Annotated in this window: 22 protein-coding genes and 1 pseudogene; 10 read left to right on the forward strand and 13 right to left on the reverse strand. The window is 57.1% G+C overall.

Features of this window, described 5'->3' with window-relative positions; genetic code table 11:
• Positions 1–521: 521 nt before the first annotated feature.
• Positions 522–1,898 carry a cystathionine beta-synthase gene (locus tag HMPREF1024_RS13125; protein ID WP_009308648.1) on the forward strand — a complete coding sequence of 459 codons (1,377 nt, stop codon included), beginning with the start codon at positions 522–524 and terminating at the stop codon, positions 1,896–1,898.
• A gap of 10 nt (positions 1,899–1,908) precedes the next feature.
• Positions 1,909–3,057: a PLP-dependent aspartate aminotransferase family protein gene (locus HMPREF1024_RS13120; protein WP_004174416.1), complete on the forward strand. Its 1,149-nt coding sequence runs from the start codon at positions 1,909–1,911 to the stop codon at positions 3,055–3,057.
• On the opposite strand, the gene HMPREF1024_RS13115 is transcribed toward HMPREF1024_RS13120, so the two are convergent.
• On the reverse strand, positions 3,058–3,969 hold the full coding sequence (locus HMPREF1024_RS13115; protein ID WP_004188550.1) for a LysR family transcriptional regulator: 912 nt from the start codon (positions 3,967–3,969) through the stop codon (positions 3,058–3,060).
• Between the two features lie 97 nt (positions 3,970–4,066).
• On the opposite strand from HMPREF1024_RS13115, the gene HMPREF1024_RS13110 reads away from it, so the two are divergent.
• The 3 genes from HMPREF1024_RS13110 to HMPREF1024_RS13100 all read left to right on the forward strand — a co-directional run bounded on the left by HMPREF1024_RS13110 (position 4,067) and on the right by HMPREF1024_RS13100 (position 5,488).
• Positions 4,067–4,669, forward strand: coding sequence for a short chain dehydrogenase (locus tag HMPREF1024_RS13110; RefSeq protein ID WP_009308651.1), 603 nt, complete (start codon positions 4,067–4,069; stop codon positions 4,667–4,669).
• 86 nt (positions 4,670–4,755) lie between these two features.
• Positions 4,756–5,100 carry a hypothetical protein gene (locus tag HMPREF1024_RS13105; RefSeq protein WP_004185642.1) on the forward strand — a complete coding sequence of 115 codons (345 nt, stop codon included), beginning with the start codon at positions 4,756–4,758 and terminating at the stop codon, positions 5,098–5,100.
• A 199-nt stretch (positions 5,101–5,299) separates the two neighbouring features.
• The gene (locus HMPREF1024_RS13100) at positions 5,300–5,488 is read left to right on the forward strand and encodes a hypothetical protein (RefSeq protein WP_002916738.1); all 189 of its coding nucleotides are present in this window, start codon (positions 5,300–5,302) and stop codon (positions 5,486–5,488) included.
• A gap of 176 nt (positions 5,489–5,664) precedes the next feature.
• Here the strand turns inward: HMPREF1024_RS13100 and HMPREF1024_RS13095 are convergent, their stop codons facing one another.
• The 3 genes from HMPREF1024_RS13095 to HMPREF1024_RS31315 all read right to left on the reverse strand — a co-directional run bounded on the left by HMPREF1024_RS13095 (position 5,665) and on the right by HMPREF1024_RS31315 (position 9,056).
• Positions 5,665–6,846, reverse strand: a complete 1,182-nt coding sequence (locus HMPREF1024_RS13095) for a PLP-dependent aminotransferase family protein (protein WP_009308655.1) — start codon at positions 6,844–6,846, stop codon at positions 5,665–5,667.
• A 145-nt stretch (positions 6,847–6,991) separates the two neighbouring features.
• On the reverse strand, positions 6,992–8,857 hold the full coding sequence (gene gss / locus HMPREF1024_RS13090) for a bifunctional glutathionylspermidine amidase/synthase (protein WP_009308657.1): 1,866 nt from the start codon (positions 8,855–8,857) through the stop codon (positions 6,992–6,994).
• Positions 8,858–8,933: 76 nt separating this feature from the next.
• Positions 8,934–9,056, reverse strand: a complete 123-nt coding sequence (locus HMPREF1024_RS31315) for a hypothetical protein (RefSeq protein WP_004217169.1) — start codon at positions 9,054–9,056, stop codon at positions 8,934–8,936.
• Positions 9,057–9,076: 20 nt separating this feature from the next.
• On the opposite strand from HMPREF1024_RS31315, the gene HMPREF1024_RS13085 reads away from it, so the two are divergent.
• The gene (locus HMPREF1024_RS13085) at positions 9,077–9,637 is read left to right on the forward strand and encodes a thioredoxin domain-containing protein (RefSeq protein ID WP_009308659.1); all 561 of its coding nucleotides are present in this window, start codon (positions 9,077–9,079) and stop codon (positions 9,635–9,637) included.
• 47 nt (positions 9,638–9,684) lie between these two features.
• Positions 9,685–10,551: a glutathione-dependent disulfide-bond oxidoreductase gene (gene yghU, locus HMPREF1024_RS13080; protein WP_002916742.1), complete on the forward strand. Its 867-nt coding sequence runs from the start codon at positions 9,685–9,687 to the stop codon at positions 10,549–10,551.
• A 72-nt stretch (positions 10,552–10,623) separates the two neighbouring features.
• Here the strand turns inward: yghU and HMPREF1024_RS13075 are convergent, their stop codons facing one another.
• The 8 genes and pseudogenes from HMPREF1024_RS13075 to HMPREF1024_RS0126525 all read right to left on the reverse strand — a co-directional run bounded on the left by HMPREF1024_RS13075 (position 10,624) and on the right by HMPREF1024_RS0126525 (position 17,132).
• The gene (locus tag HMPREF1024_RS13075) at positions 10,624–10,911 is read right to left on the reverse strand and encodes a DUF2623 domain-containing protein (RefSeq protein WP_002916743.1); all 288 of its coding nucleotides are present in this window, start codon (positions 10,909–10,911) and stop codon (positions 10,624–10,626) included.
• Between the two features lie 78 nt (positions 10,912–10,989).
• Positions 10,990–11,877 carry a YghX family hydrolase gene (gene yghX, locus HMPREF1024_RS13070; RefSeq protein WP_004144560.1) on the reverse strand — a complete coding sequence of 296 codons (888 nt, stop codon included), beginning with the start codon at positions 11,875–11,877 and terminating at the stop codon, positions 10,990–10,992.
• A gap of 121 nt (positions 11,878–11,998) precedes the next feature.
• Positions 11,999–12,494: pseudogene (locus HMPREF1024_RS0126520) on the reverse strand (TIGR00645 family protein).
• 106 nt (positions 12,495–12,600) lie between these two features.
• Positions 12,601–14,124 (reverse strand): glycoside hydrolase 43 family protein, encoded by a 1,524-nt coding sequence (locus HMPREF1024_RS13065; protein WP_009308665.1) that lies wholly within the window; start codon positions 14,122–14,124, stop codon positions 12,601–12,603.
• Between the two features lie 13 nt (positions 14,125–14,137).
• On the reverse strand, positions 14,138–15,556 hold the full coding sequence (locus tag HMPREF1024_RS13060) for a glycoside-pentoside-hexuronide (GPH):cation symporter (protein WP_002916782.1): 1,419 nt from the start codon (positions 15,554–15,556) through the stop codon (positions 14,138–14,140).
• A gap of 204 nt (positions 15,557–15,760) precedes the next feature.
• A complete protein-coding gene (exbD, locus tag HMPREF1024_RS13055) occupies positions 15,761–16,186 on the reverse strand; it encodes a TonB system transport protein ExbD (protein ID WP_002916785.1) in 426 nt (141 codons plus the stop codon).
• A gap of 6 nt (positions 16,187–16,192) precedes the next feature.
• Entirely contained in the window at positions 16,193–16,924 is a 732-nt protein-coding gene (exbB, locus tag HMPREF1024_RS13050) for a tol-pal system-associated acyl-CoA thioesterase (protein ID WP_004174395.1), read from the reverse strand.
• Positions 16,917–17,132, reverse strand: coding sequence for a hypothetical protein (locus HMPREF1024_RS0126525; protein ID WP_014599264.1), 216 nt, complete (start codon positions 17,130–17,132; stop codon positions 16,917–16,919). The genes exbB and HMPREF1024_RS0126525 overlap by 8 nt, the downstream gene beginning before the upstream one ends.
• Positions 17,133–17,174: 42 nt before the next feature.
• Here HMPREF1024_RS0126525 and metC point away from each other — a divergent pair, with 42 nt between their 5' ends.
• A complete protein-coding gene (gene metC, locus HMPREF1024_RS13045; protein WP_004149836.1) occupies positions 17,175–18,362 on the forward strand; it encodes a cystathionine beta-lyase in 1,188 nt (395 codons plus the stop codon).
• Positions 18,363–18,493: 131 nt separating this feature from the next.
• Positions 18,494–19,153, forward strand: a complete 660-nt coding sequence (yghB, locus tag HMPREF1024_RS13040) for a DedA family general envelope maintenance protein YghB (protein ID WP_002916791.1) — start codon at positions 18,494–18,496, stop codon at positions 19,151–19,153.
• Positions 19,154–19,202: 49 nt separating this feature from the next.
• Here the strand turns inward: yghB and HMPREF1024_RS13035 are convergent, their stop codons facing one another.
• Positions 19,203–20,102: an AraC family transcriptional regulator gene (locus HMPREF1024_RS13035; RefSeq protein ID WP_004144552.1), complete on the reverse strand. Its 900-nt coding sequence runs from the start codon at positions 20,100–20,102 to the stop codon at positions 19,203–19,205.
• A 196-nt stretch (positions 20,103–20,298) separates the two neighbouring features.
• On the opposite strand from HMPREF1024_RS13035, the gene yqhD reads away from it, so the two are divergent.
• On the forward strand, positions 20,299–21,462 hold the full coding sequence (gene yqhD / locus HMPREF1024_RS13030; protein WP_004144551.1) for an alcohol dehydrogenase: 1,164 nt from the start codon (positions 20,299–20,301) through the stop codon (positions 21,460–21,462).
• Positions 21,463–21,586 lie beyond the last annotated feature (124 nt).

Genomic DNA, 21,586 nt, shown 5'->3' on the forward strand with positions numbered 1-21,586 from the left:
CAAATCTAGTATTTTGATTTGAAAGTAAAATTATGGGTCTAACTCTGAGTTTTGATAATCAACCAAAAACAGATTTATGATAAATTTCAAGTTAATAGAGTACTGAATGTTCCCGAGTCCGGGCACCACTATTTAAAGAACCCGCCCACAAGGCGGGTTTTTGCTTTTCTGCATCCGGACTCTCCATCGAACTGCGTTAACCCGTGATTTCCCTGCTGCGTTTTTCTCCTGGCCAGCCCGCTGCTAGTTAACGACAAGCGCAGGCCTATTCTCCATAGAATCTTTTCGCAAACACATTTTCAGATATCAGATAACACACTGATTAAAATCGCCATTTTCCCGCTAAAAGCGGCTAAAAACGCCCTTTTCTGGAAATCGATCCGCCCAGGTGGCTGCCCTGCTTTCCCTCCAGATGGCCAAATAGCATCTTATATTCCATTTTGCGCTAAATGACAGAGAAATATTCTTTAAATAACCGTTTTCACAGTTATAGTATGCAAAAATCTTAAACGAGTGGGTAAATGGTTATGTCACTGTTTCATTCCGTGAGCGACCTGATCGGTCATACTCCCCTGCTCCAGTTGCACAAACTGGATACCGGGCCCTGCAGTCTGTTTTTAAAACTGGAAAATCAGAACCCCGGCGGGTCAATTAAAGATCGGGTTGCGCTGTCGATGATTAATGAAGCCGAGCGCCAGGGAAAACTGGCGCCCGGGGGAACGATTATCGAAGCCACCGCCGGCAATACCGGCCTCGGTCTGGCGCTGATTGCGGCGCAGAAAAATTACCGCCTGATCCTGGTGGTGCCGGACAAAATGAGCCGCGAGAAAATCTTTCACCTGCGGGCGCTGGGCGCGACGGTGCTGCTCACCCGCTCCGACGTCAATAAAGGCCACCCGGCCTACTACCAGGATTATGCCCGCCGCCTTGCCGATGAAACGCCGGGCGCCTTTTATATCGACCAGTTTAATAACGACGCCAATCCGCTGGCCCATGCCACCTCCACTGCGCCGGAGCTTTATCAGCAGCTGGAGGGCGACATCGACGCCATCGTCGTCGGCGTCGTCTCCGGCGGCACGCTGGGTGGGCTTCAGGCCTGGTTTGCTGAGCACTCGCCGAAAACGGAATTTATTCTCGCCGATCCGGCGGGTTCCATCCTTGCCGATCAGGTCGATACCGGACGCTACGGCGAAACGGGATCCTGGCTGGTCGAAGGGATCGGCGAAGATTTTATCCCGCCGCTGGCCAGGCTGGAGGGGGTACATACCGCGTATCGCGTCAGCGACTGCGAAGCATTCCACACCGCGCGCCAGCTGCTGCAGGTCGAAGGAGTGCTGGCCGGCTCTTCCACCGGCACCCTGCTCAGCGCCGCGCTGCGCTACTGCCGGACGCAAAGCCGTCCGAAGCGGGTGGTGACCTTCGCCTGCGACAGCGGCAATAAATACCTGTCCAAAATGTTCAACGACGACTGGATGCGCCAGCAAGGACTGATCGCCCGCCCCGAACAGGGCGATCTCAGTGATTTTATCGCCCTGCGCCATGACGAAGGCGCTACCGTCACGGCCGCGCCGGACGACACCCTGGCCGCGGTCTTTACCCGCATGCGGCTGTATGACATCTCCCAACTGCCGGTACTGGAGGATGGCCGCGTGGTCGGCATCGTCGATGAGTGGGATTTGATCCGCCACGTACAGGGCGATCGCCAACGCTTCTCCCTGCCGGTCAGCGAAGCGATGAGCCGCCATGTTGAAACTCTCGATAAGCGTGCGCCAGAGAGTGAACTGCAGGCCATTCTCGATCGCGGTCTGGTGGCGGTGATCGCTGACAACACGCGTTTTCTTGGCCTGGTCACCCGCAGCGATGTATTGACCGCCTGGCGTAACCGAGTCGCACAATAAGGAATTTTTTATGTCATCTATCCACACCCTGAGTGTACATAGCGGAACCTTCACCGACAGCCATGGCGCAGTGATGCCGCCGATTTATGCCACCTCCACTTTTGCTCAGCCAGCGCCGGGGCAGCATACCGGTTATGAATATTCCCGCAGCGGGAATCCCACCCGTCACGCGCTGGAGACGGCGATCGCCGACCTGGAAAACGGCACGCGCGGCTACGCGTTCGCCTCCGGGCTGGCCGCCATCTCCACCGTGCTGGAGCTGCTGGATAAGGACAGTCATCTGGTGGCGGTCGATGATGTGTATGGCGGCACTTACCGCCTGCTGGAAAACGTTCGCCGCCGTAGCGCTGGTCTGCAGGTGAGCTGGGTGAAACCCGACGACCTGGCGGGAATTGAAGCGGCGATCCGCCCCGATACGCGCATGATCTGGGTGGAAACGCCCACCAACCCGCTGCTGAAGCTCGCGGATCTCAGCGCCATCGCCGCCATCGCGCGCCGCCATAACCTGATCAGCGTCGCCGATAACACCTTTGCTTCGCCGGCGATCCATCGCCCGCTGGAGCATGGGTTTGATATTGTGGTGCACTCCGCGACCAAGTACCTCAACGGCCATTCCGATGTCGTCGCCGGCCTGGCGGTGGTTGGCGATAACTCCGAGCTCGCGGAAAAGCTTGGCTATCTGCAGAATGCGGTAGGCGGCGTGCTTGACCCGTTCAGCAGCTTCCTGACGCTGCGCGGCATCCGTACCCTGGCGCTGCGGATGGAGCGCCACAGCGCGAACGCGCTGCAGCTCGCCGAATGGCTGGAACAGCAGCCGGAAGTGGAGCGAGTCTGGTTTCCCTGGCTGGCTTCGCACCCGCATCATCAGCTGGCGCGCCAGCAAATGGCCCTGCCCGGCGGCATGATTTCGGTGGTGGTGAAGGGCGATGAAGGTTACGCCGAGCGCATCATCAGCAAGCTGCGCTGGTTTACGCTTGCGGAGAGCCTGGGCGGCGTGGAGAGTCTGGTGAGCCAGCCCTTCAGCATGACCCATGCCTCGATCCCGCTGGAGAAACGCCTGGCGAACGGTATCACACCGCAGCTGATCCGCCTGTCGGTGGGGATCGAAGATCCCAACGATCTGATTGCCGACTGGCAGCAGGCGCTGCGGGCGGAGTGATTATTCCGACGCGCGGGTCGTTGTCAGCGCGTCGGCCATTCCCTGCTGAAGGTGGGCGATAAACTGCGTCAGCTTCGGCAGGGGCCGACGATCCTGGCGCCAGAGCAGATGCACAGGCCGCGGCTGCGGAGTCCACGCCTCCAGCACGCGCACCAGGCTGCCGCTGGCCAGCGCATCGGCCAGCAGTACCTCCGGCTGCATCAGCAGCCCGGCCCCGGCGATCGCCGCCTGGCGCAGCGCGTAGCCATCGTTGCAGCGCAAAACCGCATCGCGTTTCCAGCGCACTTCTCCCTCTACGCCCGGCAGCCGCCACTCGTTGCGGGCGGTCCAGACCGTATGGGACAGGCAGAGATGATCGGCGAGATCCTCTGGCGTCCCGGGGGTCCCGTAACGCGCCAGATAAGCCGGCGCGGCGCAGATCACCATCCGATACGGCGCCAGGTAGCGAGCCACCAGATCCTCCTGATGGATCTCGCCGATACGGATCGCCAGATCGAACCCCTCATCCACCAGATCGACCATCCGGTTAGTCAGATCCAGTTCCACCCGGACCGCAGGCCAGACCTGCAGGAAGGTGGCGGTCAGGGGCGCGATCACGCTGGCGCCGAACGAGGTGGGAGCGCTCACCCGCAGGGTGCCGGCCGGCGCCAGCCGCAGCCGCTCGACCGCGCTTTCGGCGATGGAGACCTGCTCCATCACCCGTTTCGCTTCGTCAAAATAGACTCGCCCGGCGTCGGTGAGGCTCTGGCGTCGGGTGTTACGCTCCAGCAGACGCGTCGCCAGCTGGCTTTCCAACTGGGCGATATATTTCCCAACCATCACCGCCGACAGCCCCAGGCGCGACGCCGCCCCGGTAAAGCTGCCGCACTCCACCACGGCAATAAACGTCTCCATCCCTCGTAATTTGTCCATATTGCTAACCTCTGGTTAGTAATGTTCTAACTTTTAGCCAGTTTATCCGAGATTACTTTTATTAAAAAATAGCCTCTCACCTCATCAGGAGTCTGCCATGAAAATTATCGTTATCGGTGCCAGCGGCACCATCGGTCGCGCGGTCAGCGAAGAACTGAGTCAGAGACATGACGTTATCCGCGTCGGCCGCACCCGGGGAGATTATCAGGTGGATATCACCTCGCAGGAGAGCGTCGAGGCGCTATTTGCCCAAACGGGCGACGTAGATGCCATCGTCTCCACCACCGGCAATCTGCACTTTGGGCCGTTAAGCACCATGACCGACAGTCAGTTCAACCTCGGTCTGCAGGACAAGCTGCTGGGGCAAATTCGCCTGGCGCTGGTCGGCCAGCATTTTCTGCGCGACGGGGGGTCGATTACCCTGGTCAGCGGTATCGTCGCGCAGGAACCCATTGCTCAGGGGGTCAATGCCACGACGGTCAACGCCGGTCTGGAAGGCTTTGTCCGCGCCGCCGCCTGCGAGCTGCCGCGCGGGATCCGCATCAATCTCATCAGCCCCACCGTACTCAGCGAGTCGCTGGCAGCCTACGGCGACTTTTTCCCGGGCTTCCCCAGCGTTCCCGCCGCCGCCGTGGCGCAGGCCTATCGCCGCAGCATTGAAGGCGTTCAGACCGGCCGCATCTACCCGGTCGGCTACTAGCCTGTGCCGGCTCGCCGGGGCCGGCGCTTACATCAGGCCGTCGTTGCAGGTACACTGACGGCTGATTGTCTCCGGCCGAAAAACTGATGTTGAAAAAATTATCCTTAATTATCCCGCTGCTGGCGCTTATCGCGCTGCTGGTCTGGTGGTTCACCCCGCATTACACCGAGGAAGATGAAGCTTACTACCGGGCGGTATTTTGCATAATCGATCATGACGACAGCCGCCAGTTCCTCCACGATATGCAGAATATCGTCGAGGGGGGAAATTCTGACTACGCGCTGCATAAAACCCATTACCTTCCGGCGCTGGGGCAGCGGATGCTGGATACCTGGCGCCAGCTCAGCCCGCAGGAACAGCAGGCGCTGCGTCAGGACAAGCAGCGCTGCGGCGAGATATTGCGCGAAAAACAACAGGGGAAATCATCCTGACGAGTTGGCAAAATTGCAGCATATCGCCAGCGTCGAATAAGATTGTGCTGTTGGTGACCGGATCGCTGTCACAAAATATCCGGTCGTCGTCGCGTCACAGTACGACGTTTTTTCTGCGGCGGAATACGATAAAAAGTAGTTGATCTGGTACGAACTAACTCTTATTTTGCTTCACAGTTTTCAAAATGAGATAAAACTGATGCCTGTCATTATTGCCAGTAGTGTTAAAGAAGCCAAAGCGTTAATTAACGGTGGAAAATACAGGGAAATTATTCTTAACTTCGATATTGATGCCGATGACTTTTTCTCTCTCGCCAGCCATTCCGCCGGAACTAAAATCTCCATCGCCGACCGCAACGATCGCTCTCCGGTAGAATCAGCAAAATAATTAACCCGCGAGGGACGTCTATGTGGTTGTTTATTGGAACCTTTGCGCTGGCTTTTCTCGCAGCGCTGATGCTGGTCTGGCTCGATGACCGGATCGCCGAAACGGATTGACCCTGCGCTGGACGTTAACGTCACGCAGGGCTGCGCGCCGCCGAAAAGCGGCGCACAGCAGAGACGTTACAGGGAGGCCGCCAGCCGCTCAACGGCCGTCAGCAATCCGGCTTCTGACACCGTGGAGTAAGAAAGACGCAGGGTACGGGTATCCGGCTTATCGTGATAGAACGCTTCACCCGGGACGTACACCACGCCGTTTTCCAGCGTTTTCTTCATCCATTCCATGGTATCGAACGGATAGCGGAAACGCGCCCACAGGAACATCCCCCCCTGCGGGCGGCTGAATTCCAGGTGCTCGCCAAGGCGGCTTTCCAGCGCATCGGCCAGCGCCACGCACTTCTTGCGGTAGTCTTCGCGAATCAACGCAATCTGGTTATCCAGCCGGTTCAGACTGAGGTATTCCGCAGTGATCACCTGCGACAGCATATTGGTATGCAGATCCGCCGCCTGCTTCACAATCACCGTCTGCTGCGCCAGCCAGTCCGGCATGACGATCCAGCCGATGCGCATCCTTGGCGCGAGGATTTTCGAAAAAGTCGAGGTGTAAACCACCTGATCTTCACAGCCCAGCTCGACAGCATGCTGATAGAGCGGGCGCCGAACGGCGTCAGTAAAGCTAATTTCGCCGTAGGGATCGTCTTCCAGAATGACGAAATCATATTTTTTCGCCAGCTCAACCAACCGGCGACGACGCGCCTCGCTCAGCGTTTTGCCGCCGGGATTGCCGAACGTCGGCACCAGGTAAACAGCTTTGACGCGGGTGGTCTCCAGCAGGTCGGCCAACTGCTCCACCAGCATCCCGTCATCGTCGGTGTCAACGCTGAGAATATTGGCCTGCGCCAGCTGAAATACCTGCAGCGCCGCCAGATAAGTGGGACGCTCAACGACGATAGTATCGCCCGGATCGAGCAGCGTACGGGCAACGATATCCAGCGATTGCTGCGAGCCGGAGGTGATATAGACCTGGGCGGCTGAACAGGCGACGCCACGGGAGTGGCAAATTTCACTCACCGCCTGGCGCAGCGGCGGGTAGCCTTCCGTCAGACCGTACTGGAATGCGTCATTAAAACGCTCGCTCATCACCTTCTGCACCGCCAGCTCCAGGCCTTCGGTATCAAACAGTTCCGGGGCCGGAATGCCGCCGCCAAGCGAAATCACGCCGGGCAGTTTACTGTGCTTGAGAAGTTCGCGGACGGCGGAGGGCTTGAGTTCACCCGCGCGGGCGGCGAGACGCCGATCGTGCATACTATTTTCCTTTTCTGTCTTGTTGTTGTGTTAATTATCTTGGCTTTGTTGCAGGTGCTCCCCGGCGGCGCTTACCATGCCGGGGCTATCCTTTTCAGTACGTTGTCACCCGGACAGGGGTATGCCGCTACCCGGGTTTCGTACGTCATGCTTTGTCTTTCAAAACGATTAACGGCTCGATATCGCTCTCTTTTTTCACCACCAGCGACGAATCGCCGCGCAGGCAGGTACCGCCGTAGTTACCGCCGACGGTAAATGTGCACACCTGAATGTACTTACCGTCCACTTTCGGCAGGCACCACAGCTGCTGGTAGATATTCTTGCGATCGACAAACTGGCCGCTGGTCTTATCCAGAAGTTCATCCTGAGGGCCGATCAGGTCGATATTGTTACCGCAGCGCCCGGAAATAGGCTTCACCGCATAGCCGGTTTTCGCCAGCTCGTCGTTAACCTCAAAATCGGTATCCAGCAGATAGCGATGATGCGGGAACAGCGACCACAGCACCGGCAGAATGGCTTTGTTGCCGGGGATCACCGTCCACAGGGGTTCGAATACCAATACTTCAGGACGCAGCAGGACGTCAATCAGCCGCACCTCATTCTGCGGATGTCCGGTACGAATCGGTACCGCCGCGTACTCCTCGGCGCTGACTTCGCGCACCTGCTCAATGGCGGTTTCCCATGCCCAGGTTTTCCAGACGCAGTTGACCAGCCGCCCGTCGGCGTCGATCAGCTGACCGGCAGCGTCCCAGCGCAGCTCATCAAGGCCAAAGAGAATTTTGCTCTCAAAACCGGCCTGGGTCAGCGAACGCTGAATAAACTGCGCGTGGTAGTTCTCTTCCAGATCCTTGTCCTGCATGATGTGGACGAAGGGCCGCGCCCGGCTGTGTTTCCACGCCCCCGCCAGCTCATCGAGCAGACCTTCCGCCGGATTGTGGCCGGTGCCGTAGTAGCCCTGCTTCAGCCACTGTTCGAGGATCAGCCCGCCTTCGGTATGGCAGGAAGCGGAATCAGCATTGTACTCGTACACCTTCAGCCCGCGCTCGTCCATGCAAAAATCCATGCGCCCGGTGATCATATGATGACGGCGGCGCTGCCACGAGAGGCGCAGACGAGGCCAGAGAATTTTCGGAATATCGAACAGCGCCAGCAGGTTGTCATCCTTCATCACCTTATCGGTGGCGTGCAGATACATCAGGTGCAGCTCGTTGGTGGCTTTGATCAGCTCCTGTTCGGCACTTTCGCTGATGGTGAAATACTGATAGGGATCCTGGTTGATGAAATGACCGTTGGCTGCCACGTAGGCTTTCTGCAGCGGGTCTTTCTCGTTCAGCCATTTACCGCGAAACTGGCCGTTGTTTGGCAGCCGCGCGCCTTTGATGGCCATCGCCTCGCCCGGCAGCACCGGCTGCGGCAGGCTGTGTTCGGTATCGGCGGTCTGGATCATCCAGCCTAAAATTTCGGTATCGGCAAAGGTATCTTTGATGGTGTACCGGCCGTCGTTGACCTCGAGGGTCAGCTCGCGGGTCCACTGCTGGCCCTGCGGCAGCGGCGAGTGAATCACGTTCTGCTCGGCGATACGCACCTTATTGCCGACAAGCTGGGTGATCACCGCCACATGGCCGGTGTGCTTAAACTCGCCCCCCTTCTGCCAGATCAGCAGCGAACCAGCGATAGGCGGACGGCGGGAGCCGTTGGCGAAGGCCTGCAGCGGCAGAATATTGTCATTGACCACTTCGCGCAGGAAACGCAGGGAGAAGATTTCATAAGCCATCCCCACATCGGTGAAGACAAAGCCATAGGTCAGGAACAGAAAGCGGCGCGCAAACTCCACGCACTGCCATTTATGCCCCATATACTCATTGCCGATGTAGCTGCGAAACGTCGCGTCATCCGGGTAGTCCTGCGGACTTAAGCTACTGTAATTCGATGAATAAATCGCTACGCCACCGGGTGCATAGCCTAACAATGTCCCAAACGGGGCGTCACTGCTTGTCGATCCTTTGCTCATTTAGCCTGACCTCAAATTAATGCAGCCCGGGCAGTTGGCGAAACAAAACTCCCTCTTCTTATCCTGCCGCAGGCACTTACCAGACAGAGGTGTAACGATGATACCACTCATTCGTTTCGCTAATCGTGCCGTTAAGGAAAATAACCCTGCAGCCGGAAACAAAAGTGATATCGTTATCGGTGATATAACAAAAAAACAACGCAACATCAGGAGTCGACAATGAGCACACCCTCGCATCTGAATGCCCAACCGCTGGTCTGGGGACACGGCCCGCGGACGTTTGAGGTGTTCCTTGAGCCCACCTGCCCCTACTCTGTCCGCGCGTTTAATAAACTCGACGATCTGCTCGATGAGGTCGGCGCCGATAACGTGACCATCAAGATACGCCTGCAGTCGCAGCCGTGGCATCTGTTCTCCGGGGTTATCGTCCGCTGCATCCTCGCCGCGTCCACCCTGCCGCACGGCAGAGAGCAGGCGCATAAGGTGATGCAGGCCGTGGCCGGCCATCGGGAAGAGTTTGAGTTTACCGATCACTGCAGCGGGCCGAATATGAACGCCACGCCGCAGCAAATCATTGAGCGCATTGAACGCTACAGTCACGTGCTGCTGGGGGCCGCCTTTGCCCGCCCGGAGCTGCAGGACGTGATCAAGTGGCACAGTAAATACGCCCGTCAGAACGGCATCCATGTCTCGCCGACCTTTATGGTCAACGGCCTGGTGCAGCCGGATCTGGGCAGCGGCGATGATGTCAGCGTGTGGGCCGCGCGGATTATGGCCTGAGGTCACCTGCTACACTTTTTGTACATCCACGAAAAAGGCAAACCAGCATGTCAGAGCAAAACTACCAGCCACCAAAAGTGTGGGAATGGAAGCAAAACAGCGGCGGCGCGTTCGCCAACATCAACCGTCCCGTTTCCGGCGCGACTCATGAACGCGTCCTGCCGGTGGGAACCCATCCGCTCCAGCTATACTCACTCGGCACGCCCAACGGCCAGAAGGTGACGATCATGCTGGAAGAGCTGCTGGCGCTGGGCGTCAGCGGCGCGGAGTACGACGCCTGGCTGATACGCATTGGCGAAGGGGATCAGTTTTCCAGCGGCTTTGTCGAGATCAACCCGAACTCGAAGATCCCGGCCCTCAGCGACCATTCCACCACGCCGCCGACCCGGGTATTTGAGTCCGGCAACATTCTCCTGTATTTAGCGGAAAAATTTGGTTTCTTCCTGCCGAAAGATCCTGCCGGTCGCACCGAAACCCTCAACTGGCTGTTCTGGCTGCAGGGCGCGGCGCCGTTCCTCGGCGGCGGCTTCGGCCACTTCTATAACTATGCGCCAGTGAAGATCGAGTACGCGATCGACCGCTTTACGATGGAAGCCAAACGCCAGCTCGACGTGCTGGACAAACAGCTCGCCCGCGGTCGCTATGTGGCCGGCGAGGAGTACACCATCGCCGATATGGCTGTCTGGCCGTGGTATGGCAACGTAGTGCTGGGCAATGTCTATAACGCGGCGGAGTTCCTCGACGCCGGGAGCTATAAAAACGTGCTGCGCTGGGCGCAGGATGTCGGCAACCGCCCGGCCGTCAAGCGCGGACGCATCGTCAACCGCACCAACGGCCCGCTCAATGAGCAGCTGCATGAGCGCCATGACGCCCGCGACTTTGACACCCAAACGGAAGATAAGCGCCAGGCGTAAGATCTTCACCCTTTCCCGTTGACGGGAAAGGGTTCCCACTACAGGACGGTTCCGCCTGCGAAGCCGTCCTGTTTAGCTTTCCAGCCGATAGCCCGCCAGAAAATAGCGCATCGCCATACCCGACCCACCTTCTTTGAAGAAATCCATCACCATATCCCTGTCCAGGCCATAGCGACGGGTGAGGATCCCCGCTTCCCAGGCGCTGAGCTGGCGGTCGCCGGTTTTTTCAAACATGCGGTGCGAGTAGCCGAGCACAAACCCGCGTTTATAGTCGGCGCAAAAATTCGCCGCATGCGCGGCGGTGTCAGCATAGGATGCCTGTAGCCCCGCCATTAAGCCTTTGCCAAAATGATTTTCCATCGCGCCCTCCCAATCGTTATATAATAAATTATATAGCGTTTTTTTGAGCGAGCGGTAGCGCTATTTATGACGGTTGCGCTAGCGTAAATACTTCTCAAACCATGCCAGCGTGCGTTGCCAGGCCAGATCAGCCGCAGCCCGATCGTAGCGCGGCGTGGAATCATTATGAAAGCCGTGATTCACGCCCTGATAGAAATAGGCCTCGTAGACTTTATGGTGTTCCTTCAACGCCTGTTCATAGGCAGGCCAGCCTTCATTAATGCCGCTATCGAGGCCGGCATAGTGCAGCAGCAGCGGTGCTTTAATTTTATCAACCTCCTTCAGCGGCGGCTGGCGACCGTAAAACGGCACCGCGCAGGCCAGCTCCGGGATAGCCACCGCCGCCGCGTTGCTGACGCCGCCGCCGTAGCAAAAACCGGTGATACCGACCTTCCCCGTCGCCTGTGGATAGTTCGCCATAAACGCGACCGCCGCAAAAAAATCATTCATCAGCTTCACGGGATCGACTTTCTGCTGTAGGGCGCGGCCTTCATCATCATTCCCCGGATAGCCGCCGACGGCGCTCAGGCCATCCGGCGCCAGCGCGATGTACCCCGCTTTCGCTACCCGCCGGGCTACATCTTCAATATAGGGGTTCAGGCCGCGGTTCTCATGCACCACCACCACAGCGGGCGCTTTGTCGGCTATTTTTGTCGGCGTCACCAGGTAAGCCCGCACTTCGCCGTGACCGTCAGGAGAGGGATAATGAATATACTCCGGGCGGATATCCGGGTCGGTGAACGGTACCTGCTCTGCCAGGGCATAATCGGGCTTCAGCAGATTAAACAGCGCCAGCGCGGTCATCCCGCCGACAGTATATTTCCCCGCCAGCTGGAGAAACTCGCGTTTACTGATTTTGCCGTGGGCATAGTAGTCATAATATTCGAGCAACTGCTGCGGGAAATCTTTGGCCGTTAATCGCGTCATCACCCTGCCTCCGTTGTTAAGCGCTCTTTAAGCAAAGCAGAAGCCCGGACATACGCCAGCCCAGAAAAGCATGATACGGGGAGAAACAGCCCAGCGGCTAACACCGCCGGGAGAGAAGGGATCAGTGTTTCACTTTGGTCAGACGATCAAGGTAGCCCATCACAAAGGCCGAAAGCACGAAGGTCAGGTGGATAATCACGTACCACATCAGCTTATTGTCCGGGACGTTTTTCGCATCCATAAACACCCGCAGCAGGTGAATAGAGGAGATCGCCACGATGGAGGCGGCAACCTTATTTTTCAGCGAAGTCGCGTCCATTTTGCCCAGCCAGCTGAGTTTTTCTTTACCCTCGTTAATATCCAGCTGCGAGACAAAATTTTCATACCCGGAGAACATCACCATCACCAGCAAACCGCCCACCAGGGTCATATCCACCAGCGACAGCAGGGTCAGAATCATATCCGACTCACTGACGCTAAAAATATGCGGCAGTATGTGGAAGATCTCCTGAAAAAAATTTGATGGTCAGCGCAATCAGACCGAGCGAGAGGCCAAAATAAACCGGCGCCAGCAGCCAGCGCGAGGCGTACATAGCATTTTCCAGAAAGCGTTCCATAAGATCCTGTCAGTTAACATAAACGGCCGCCATTATATCGCAACAGGGTAACGCTTATGCAACATCAGCCGCCAGCGTCATCTACAGGCGGCCAGAAACGGTTTCTTTAAAGTATGACCTCAAAGTCCTGCAAAGCGGAGTAGCCCTCGCTTTGTAGGCCAACCATTGAAGCAGCCAGCAGGCCAAATTTCGCGCCGACCCATTTTCCCTTCCCGGCAGCAAAACAAAGAGGAACCTTCCGCCACTCCTCCTCGGCTCGCCAGGAAAATTGACACAGGCCGCCTTCGCCTACGGCCACCTGCAGCTGACACTTGCCGCACTTAAGCTCAGCAAGAACCTGACGAGTTTCGCGCACCACGCCCGCATCGCTCATCCAACCGTGTCGCCACACGAGCCGGTAACCCCCTTGCCCAAACTCCACCAGCAAAGCGGCGTAGCGTTCGCCGTATACGATCAGGCCTCCGGCATCACCGTCCTGAGCGGCATATAACGTTACGCTTGTTTTCGCGCTAAAAGTTAGCGCCGGGAATTTCTGCAGCAACAGCTGCGGCGCCCAGTATAACGCTCTCTGTCCATCGACTTCGGATAATGGGACGCAGCGTAATCGAAGTTCGCCTTCCGCCGGCAGCAGCCACTCAGGGCTGGGGTTAGCCTGCCACTGCCACTGTATTCCCGGTTGGCCTTGCGCAAAATAGTCGCTGGTTTGCGGCGCCAATGCCGGTGAAGGCGTTAACCCTTTAGGACGCGGCCAACGTAAAACCGGCTGTCCGACGCCGCAGTTGCCAATCTGCTCACCGATACGCGGCCAGCCATCGTTACCCCAGGACATCGGCTGGAGGTGAACCACGCGGCCATAGAGGTGTAAGTCCTGGAAATGAACAAACCAGCATTCGCCCTCCTCACCCTCCACCCAGCCGCCCTGATGTGGTCCATTTATCGAGGTGTTTCCCTGGAAAAGCACGTTTTTGGCTTCCCAGGGCCCCGTCATCTGGCGCGCGCGCAGTACCGTCTGCCAGCCATTTTCAACCCCGCCCGCAGGAGCAAAGATGTAGTACCAACCGGCGCGTTGATAAACCTTTGGACCCTCAAGGGTAGGTAAATCGCAGCAGCCGTCATAGATAATCTGCCCTTCGCCCAGCAATTCGCTGGCGTCCGGCGCCATCGCAAACAACTGCAGTTTATGCTTGATGCCGCTGCGGCTATGGGCGAAGGCATGTACCAACCAGGCCTGACCATTGTCGTCCCAGAACGGGCAGGGATCTATCCAACCTCTGGCCTCGCGCAGGCAGTGCGGAGCGCTCCATTTCCCCCACGGATCCTCGGTATGGCAGATAAAAATACCTTCATCTGGCGTGCTGAAGCAGACCCACAGCTTGCCATCGTGCCAGCGAATCGACGGCGCCCATACGCCCTTACCCGGCTGATACCGGTCATAACCAGGTAGCGGCAGTTCATCCATAACGTGGTTGATGATAGTCCAATTAACCAGGTCCGTTGAATGCAGGATCGGTAAAGCGGGCACATGGTTAAAACTGGAAGAGACCATAAAGAAATCATCGCCTACGCGCACGATATCCGGGTCGGAATAATCGGCGCATAAGATAGGATTCTGGTATTCAGAAGGGGTCATATTTCGCATCTCCTCAGGCCTTTTCCGGAACGGCGTTTAGCGGCAAATGCGTCTCTGAATGCCCCTGCTGCTGACGCATGGACAGCTCGCGCTGAATTGTCTGCATCATTTTGTCATCCAGTTTATAGAAACGCGCCAGCCACCACAGGAGCAGGTAAGATAGTGATGGACCGAGGGTTAACAGCCCCACAATTCCCATTGTCGCCAGCGGAGTCTGCGCCGTTACGCCCGCCTGATAGCCAAATAGCCCAAGCGAAAAACCTACGGCGGCGCCAGCAACCGCCATGCCCATTTTCAAAGCAAACAGATTACCGGAATAGGATAATCCCGTGATGCGACGGCCAAACTTCCATTCGCCATAATCGGCAGCGTTGGCCATCATGTTCCATTTAAACGGCTGGTACATCTGATGGAAGAAGCCGACCAGGAAGTATAAAGGGAACACCACCGGCAGCCAGGTCGGCGGCACAAAGAACATTACGACGCCAACCAGGACCAGCAGGAGGTTGATATTTTTAAACAGCGATACCGCGCGATAGCGCTTGGCCAGCCATCCGGCGGCGATGCTGCCGATAATCGTGCCAACGACGCTGGTGGAAACAAATGCTGATTTCATGGCCGTTCCCGCCGCTGACTCCACACCGCCTAACATCAGGTAGGTTGCATAATAGAGCGTGGCGGCGCTGCGCATAACCCCGGCCATACTGGAGAAAAAAGTAATTATCGCCACAATACGCCACTGGTCATTCGCCAGCAGCTGACGGAGGTCTTCGCGTATGCTCCCCTGCTGTTCAACAGCTGGAGCCACGCGTTCTTTGGTAGAGAAGAAGCAAAAAGCCAGCATTACAATAGCGATCGCGCCCATGATTCCCATTGTCGCCTGAAAACCAAACTGCTTATTTTCTTTACCGAAAAAATCCACCAGGAACAGGGTTGCGACAGAAACCATCAGACCGGCCAGAGATGAGATCGTAAAACGATATGACTGGGCTGAAAGGCGATCCTTCTCATCACGCGTAATGACTCCGCCCAATGCGCAGTAGGGAATATTGATAAAGGTGTAACACAGCATGAGTAAGGTGTAGGTCAGGTAGGCATAAACCAGTTTACCCGATGCGCCAAATTCCGGAGTCGTGAAGGTCATTACCGCCAGCACGGCATAAGGTACGGCAAACCAGATAAGCCACGGGCGAAAATGGCCCCAGCGGGTCTTTACACGGTCTGCAACAATGCCGGTTAGCGGATCGGTAATCGCATCCAGAACCCGCGTCACCAGGAACATCACTCCGACTGCGGCAGCAGAAAGCCCGTAAATATCCGTATAAAACCATGTCAGAAACATGGTTACCGAAGAGTAAACGATACCGCAGGCTGCATCCCCCATGCCATATCCCAGCTTCTCCGCAAATGACAGTTTATTATCGTGATTCACAATATAATCCCTCTCAGATGAAGTGGTATTCACTGTAGAGGCAGGATAAAAACTATCCTATTGTCATTTTTCGCATCGGGTTTATGTTTTCTGTTAACTGAGAAAGTTGTCACACATCTATAAGATTGGTCTTACAAGTTATTGCGCCACCTATTAAAAAGCTGGCGCAAGGCCAGCCTGAGGAGAAAAGTGGAAAGGGGGAGGTTACTTCGCTTTGACGGTCTCTTCGCCCACCAGCCCGATCTTGAGATAGCCCGCCTGATGCAGGGTATCCATCACTTTCATCATCGTCTCGTAATCGACGGTTTTATCCGCGCGGAAGAAGACGGTGGTATCTTTTTTGCCGGCGGTCAGGCTATCCAGGGCGTTAATCATATTCGCTTCGGTAACCGGGTCGTTGCCGAGGAACATGCTCTTATCCGCCTTCACCGACAGGTAGATGGGTTTTTCCGGTCGCGGTTGCGGCTGGCTGGAGGAGGCCGGCAGATTGACCTTCACGTCGACCGTCGCCAGCGGCGCGGCCACCATAAAGATAATCAGCAGAACCAGCATGACGTCGATAAACGGCGTCACGTTGATCTCATGCATTTCGCCGTTATCGTCCAGGTTTTCATTAAGACGCATCGCCATAGCCGATCAACCTACCCGTAATTTCTGCGCGCTGCGCACCGGCTTCACGCCGCTGGCGCTGAGGTCCAGATCGCGGCTTTGCAGCAGGAGTACCTGAGCGGCGACGTCGCCGAGCGAGGCCTTGTAGCTGCCGATCATGCGGGCGAAGATGTTATAGATGACCACCGCCGGGATGGCGGCGAACAGGCCGATGGCCGTCGCCAGCAGCGCTTCTGCGATGCCCGGCGCTACCACCGCAAGATTGGTGGTCTGGGTCTGGGCGATGCCGATAAAGCTGTTCATGATGCCCCAGACGGTACCAAACAGACCCACAAACGGGGAAATGGCGCCGATGGTCGCCAGGTAGCCGTTACCGCGACCCATATGGCGACCGACCGCTGCAACGCGGCGCTCAAGGCGAAAACCGGTTCGTTCCTTGATGCCTTCATTGTCTTCGGCACCGGCAGAGAGTTCGAGTTCGTTCTGCGCTTCATTGATAAGCTGGGTGGTGAGGCTTTTCGCCTCAAAGGCGCTGGCGATATCGCTGGCCTGATCGAGAGAGCGGGCTTCCGCCAGCTGCTGCTGTTCACGTTTGAGGCGACGCTTGCTGGCGAGGATTTCCGCCCCTTTACCGAAGAAGATGGCCCATGTGACGACCGACGCCAGAATCAGGCCAATCATCACCACCTTAACGACAATATCGGCATGATGATACATACCCCAAACGGAGAGATCCGCCTGCATCAAATTATTACCCACGCTCTATCTCCACGACGATAATCACAAAATCTGCCCACAATAATATCAAAACGACATCGAATTGATAGTGGTTCTCATTAGTATTTACACTGTGCAGCAAATCACGTTTATTTTCCTTGCGCTTACGCAGTAAAAAAGCGGCTAACCGCGGGCCTGGTAAAATTTTCGCCTGTATCGGCGGTGCGCTGGTATAGAAAAGCAGATTCATGTTAGTTTAGACGTCCAGACGTATAAAAACAGGTTCGTCAACATGGCTGATAAACATCTTGATACCGCGCTGGTCAACGCCGGGCGGAGCAAAAAGTACACCCAGGGCTCAGTGAACAGCGTTATCCAGCGCGCGTCATCGCTGGTTTTCGACACCGTCGAGGCCAAAAAGCACGCCACCCGCAATCGGGCCAACGGCGAGCTGTTCTACGGTCGTCGCGGCACCCTGACCCATTTCTCGCTGCAGGAAGCGATGTGCGAGCTGGAAGGCGGCGCCGGCTGCGCCCTCTTCCCCTGCGGCGCCGCGGCGGTGGCTAACACTATCCTGGCGTTTGTCGAGCAAGGCGACCATGTGCTGATGACCAATACCGCCTATGAGCCAAGCCAGGACTTTTGTACCAAAATTCTCGCCAAACTCGGCGTCACCACCAGCTGGTTCGATCCCTTAATCGGCGCCGATATCGCCCGTCTGGTTCGCCCTGAGACCCGCGTGGTGTTCCTCGAATCGCCCGGCTCGATCACCATGGAAGTGCACGATGTGCCGGCGATAGTCGCCGCCGTGCGTCAGGTCGCCCCGGAAGCGATTATCATGATCGATAACACCTGGGCGGCGGGGATCCTGTTTAAAGCCCTGGATTTTGGCATTGATATTTCCATTCAGGCAGGCACCAAATACCTGATCGGCCATTCCGACGCCATGGTGGGCACCGCGGTGGCGAACGCGCGCTGCTGGCCGCAGCTGCGTGAAAATGCCTACCTGATGGGGCAAATGCTGGACGCCGATACTGCCTATATGACCAGCCGCGGCCTGCGCACCCTGGGCGTGCGCCTGCGTCAGCATCATGAAAGCAGCCTGCGCATCGCCGAGTGGCTGGCGCAGCACCCGCAGGTGGCGCGGGTAAACCACCCCGCCCTGCCCGGCAGTAAAGGTCATGAGTTCTGGAAACGTGATTTCACCGGCAGCAGCGGGCTATTCTCGTTTGTGCTCAGCAAGCGCCTCAATGATGCCGAACTGGCGGAGTACCTCGACAATTTCAGCCTGTTCAGTATGGCCTATTCGTGGGGCGGCTTTGAGTCGCTGATTCTCGCCAACCAGCCGGAGCAAATCGCCCACATTCGACCGGATGCTGAAGTCGACTTCAGCGGCACGCTGATCCGCCTGCACATTGGTCTCGAAAATGTTGACGATCTGCAGGCGGATTTAGCAGCGGGCTTCGCGCGTATCGTGTAAAGTGACAGTCAGTGGCAACAATAGCGGACGCTTTTTAGCAAAGCGGCCGCTTTTGTTGCGCCCGGGATCAAGGTGCTCGGGCCTCTTCAGGAGTACACTAGTCAACAATACGGTACCACTTAGGAAAGTCCATGGTTGTCATTCAAGAGATTGTCGCCGCGCTGTGGCAACATGATTTTGCCGCATTGGCGAACCCTCACGTTGTGGGCGTTGTATATCTGGTTATGTTCGCGACCCTGTTTCTGGAAAACGGGCTGCTGCCCGCCTCCTTTTTACCGGGAGACAGCCTGCTGCTGCTCGCCGGCGCGCTGATTGCTAAAGGCGTCATGGACTTTGTGCCCACTATCGCCATTCTGACCGCCGCCGCCAGCCTCGGCTGCTGGCTGAGCTATGTGCAAGGGCGCTGGCTGGGCAATACGCAAACGGTGAAAGGCTGGCTGGCGCATCTGCCGCATAAGTACCATCAGCGCGCCACCTGCATGTTTGACCGCCACGGCCTGCTGGCGCTGCTCGCGGGCCGTTTTCTGGCGTTTGTCCGCACCCTGCTGCCAACCATGGCCGGGATTTCTGGCCTGCCGAACCGCCGCTTCCAGTTCTTCAACTGGCTGAGCGCCCTGCTGTGGGTCTGTGTGGTGACGGGTCTTGGCTATGCGCTGAGCATGATCCCGTTTGTGAAGCGCCATGAAGATCAGGTGATGACCTGTCTGATGATCCTGCCGATTGCCCTGCTGCTGGCTGGCCTGCTCGGCACGCTGTTCGTGGTCATTAAAAAGAAATATTGCAGCGCCTGACGCTTACCTGCCGGGGGGCCTGCGCCCGCCCGGCCGCCCTTTCCCGGTATTACATCCCCTGCATCGTGCGAATACGCGCGGCGTCTTCTCCCGGCGTCAAACCGAAGTAGCGCTTAAACTCGCGGCTGAACTGCGAAGGGCTTTCATATCCCACGCGCATCGCCGCCGCGCTGGCCTTCATGCCGTCATGGATCATCAGCATTCGTGCTTTGTGCAAACGGTAGTTTTTCAGATACTGCAAAGGAGAAGTGCTGGTCACCGCTTTAAAATTATGGTGAAAAGCTGACACACTCATATTCGCTTCCGCCGCCAGCCGATCGACGCTGAGGTTTTCGGTGTACTGGCTTTCGATATGCTTGAGCACGCGACTTATCAGGCTGAAGTGGGTCTGCCGGCTGACCAGCGCCAACAGCGCGCCGCCGCAGGGCCCCGTCAGCACATAATACAGAATTTCGCGGACGATTTGCTTGCCAAGGATCCGTGCGTCCAGCGGCCGCTCCATCACGTCAAGCAGCCGTTCGGCAGCGCACAGAATATCCTCCGAGAGTACCGCGGAGTTTATCCCGCTGGAGGCGACCGCGGGCTGAAACAGCGGATCTTCGCCAATATCCATCAGCAGCTCTTGCAGTTGCAGGATATCGACGTTCAGGCGCATCCCGGCGAGGGGCACCTCCGGGGTGGCAAAGGTTTCGCACTCGAAAGGTAGCGGCACGGTCAGCAGTAAATATTCGTTTGTATCGTAGCGAAAAGTCCGTTCATTGATATAACCAATTTTATGGCCCGAAAAGAGAAAAACGATCCCCGGCTGATACATCACCGGCGTCCGGGGCCCCGGTTGCGTTCCGTACAGCAAACGGACGTCAGGCAGCAACGAACTTAACATTTCGTGCTTATCTTTCAGCAGGTTAATCTTCTCCGTTAATGTCCGACATATCTCTGCGTGTTGCATTGCCACCGTCTCTCCCGATGTTTCTTCACCTGTACATTGTGCGCAGGCCGCTACAAATTCTCCAGCCATATGGAGAAATAGGCAAGACATCGGCAGGAATGTGCATTGAGGGTCAACGGCGCCAGGACCACAATAACCTTCATCGGGCAGCGGTATCGTCCCTGTCGACGGTTTTACTCTTTGGAGGACTTAAGCAATGAATAATTTCGACCTGCATACCCCAACCCGCATTCTGTTTGGCAAAGGCGCGATTGAAAAGCTGCGTGAACAGATCCCGGCGGAAGCCCGCGTACTGATCACCTACGGCGGCGGCAGCGTCAAAAAAACAGGCGTCCTGGATCAGGTCCTCACCGCTCTGAATGGCCTGGATGTCCTTGAATTTGGCGGCATCGAGCCGAACCCGTCTTACGAAACCCTGATGAATGCGGTGAAACTCGCCCGGGAAGAGAAAGTGACCTTCCTGCTGGCGGTCGGCGGCGGTTCGGTGCTGGATGGCACCAAGTTTATCGCTGCAGCAGCCCACTACGACGCGGATATCGATCCGTGGGAAATTCTGGAAACCTATGGCAGCAAAATTGCCAGCGCCATTCCAATGGGCTCGGTACTGACTCTGCCGGCGACCGGTTCTGAATCCAACAAAGGCGCGGTCATATCGCGGAAAACCACCGGCGACAAACGCGCGTTTATGTCTTCGCACGTCCAGCCGCAGTTCGCGATCCTCGATCCGGTTTATACCTATACCCTGCCGCCGCGCCAGGTCGCGAACGGCGTGGTTGACGCCTTCGTCCATACCGTCGAGCAGTACGTGACCTACCCGGTAGACGGCAAAATCCAGGACCGTTTCGCCGAAGGCATTCTCCTGACCCTGATCGAGGATGGCCCGAAAGCCCTGCAGGAACCGGAGAACTATAACGTGCGCGCCAATATTATGTGGGCGGCGACGCAGGCGCTGAACGGCCTGATCGGCGCAGGCGTGCCACAGGACTGGGCGACGCATATGCTCGGCCACGAGCTGACGGCGATGCACGGCCTGGATCACGCCCAGACGCTGGCTATCGTGCTGCCGGCGCTGTGGAATGAGAAACGCGATGCCAAGCGCGAGAAGCTGCTGCAGTATGCCGAGCGCGTGTGGAATATTACCGAAGGCTCTGACGACCAACGTATCGATGCCGCCATCGCCGCAACGCGTCAGTTCTTCGAGCAGATGGGCGTGCCGACCCGCCTTTCCGATTACGGTCTCGACGGTAGCTCCATCCCGGCGCTGCTGGCGAAACTGGAAGAGCACGGCATGACTAAACTTGGCGAACATCAGGATATCACCCTGGACGTCAGCCGCCGTATTTACGAGGCTGCACGCTAAGCGCTCCCCGCCTGATTCACCTCTCCTTACGTTAAACAAACGCCGGGGAGAGGTGTTTTTACTACCGTTTTTAGCTATTTCGTCCAGACTTAATGCTACCCCTCGGCGGATCCTGCTTCGCCGA

This window comes from Klebsiella sp. 4_1_44FAA, assembly GCF_000238715.1.
In the GTDB taxonomy this organism is placed as follows: Bacteria; Pseudomonadota; Gammaproteobacteria; order Enterobacterales; family Enterobacteriaceae; genus Klebsiella; species Klebsiella pneumoniae.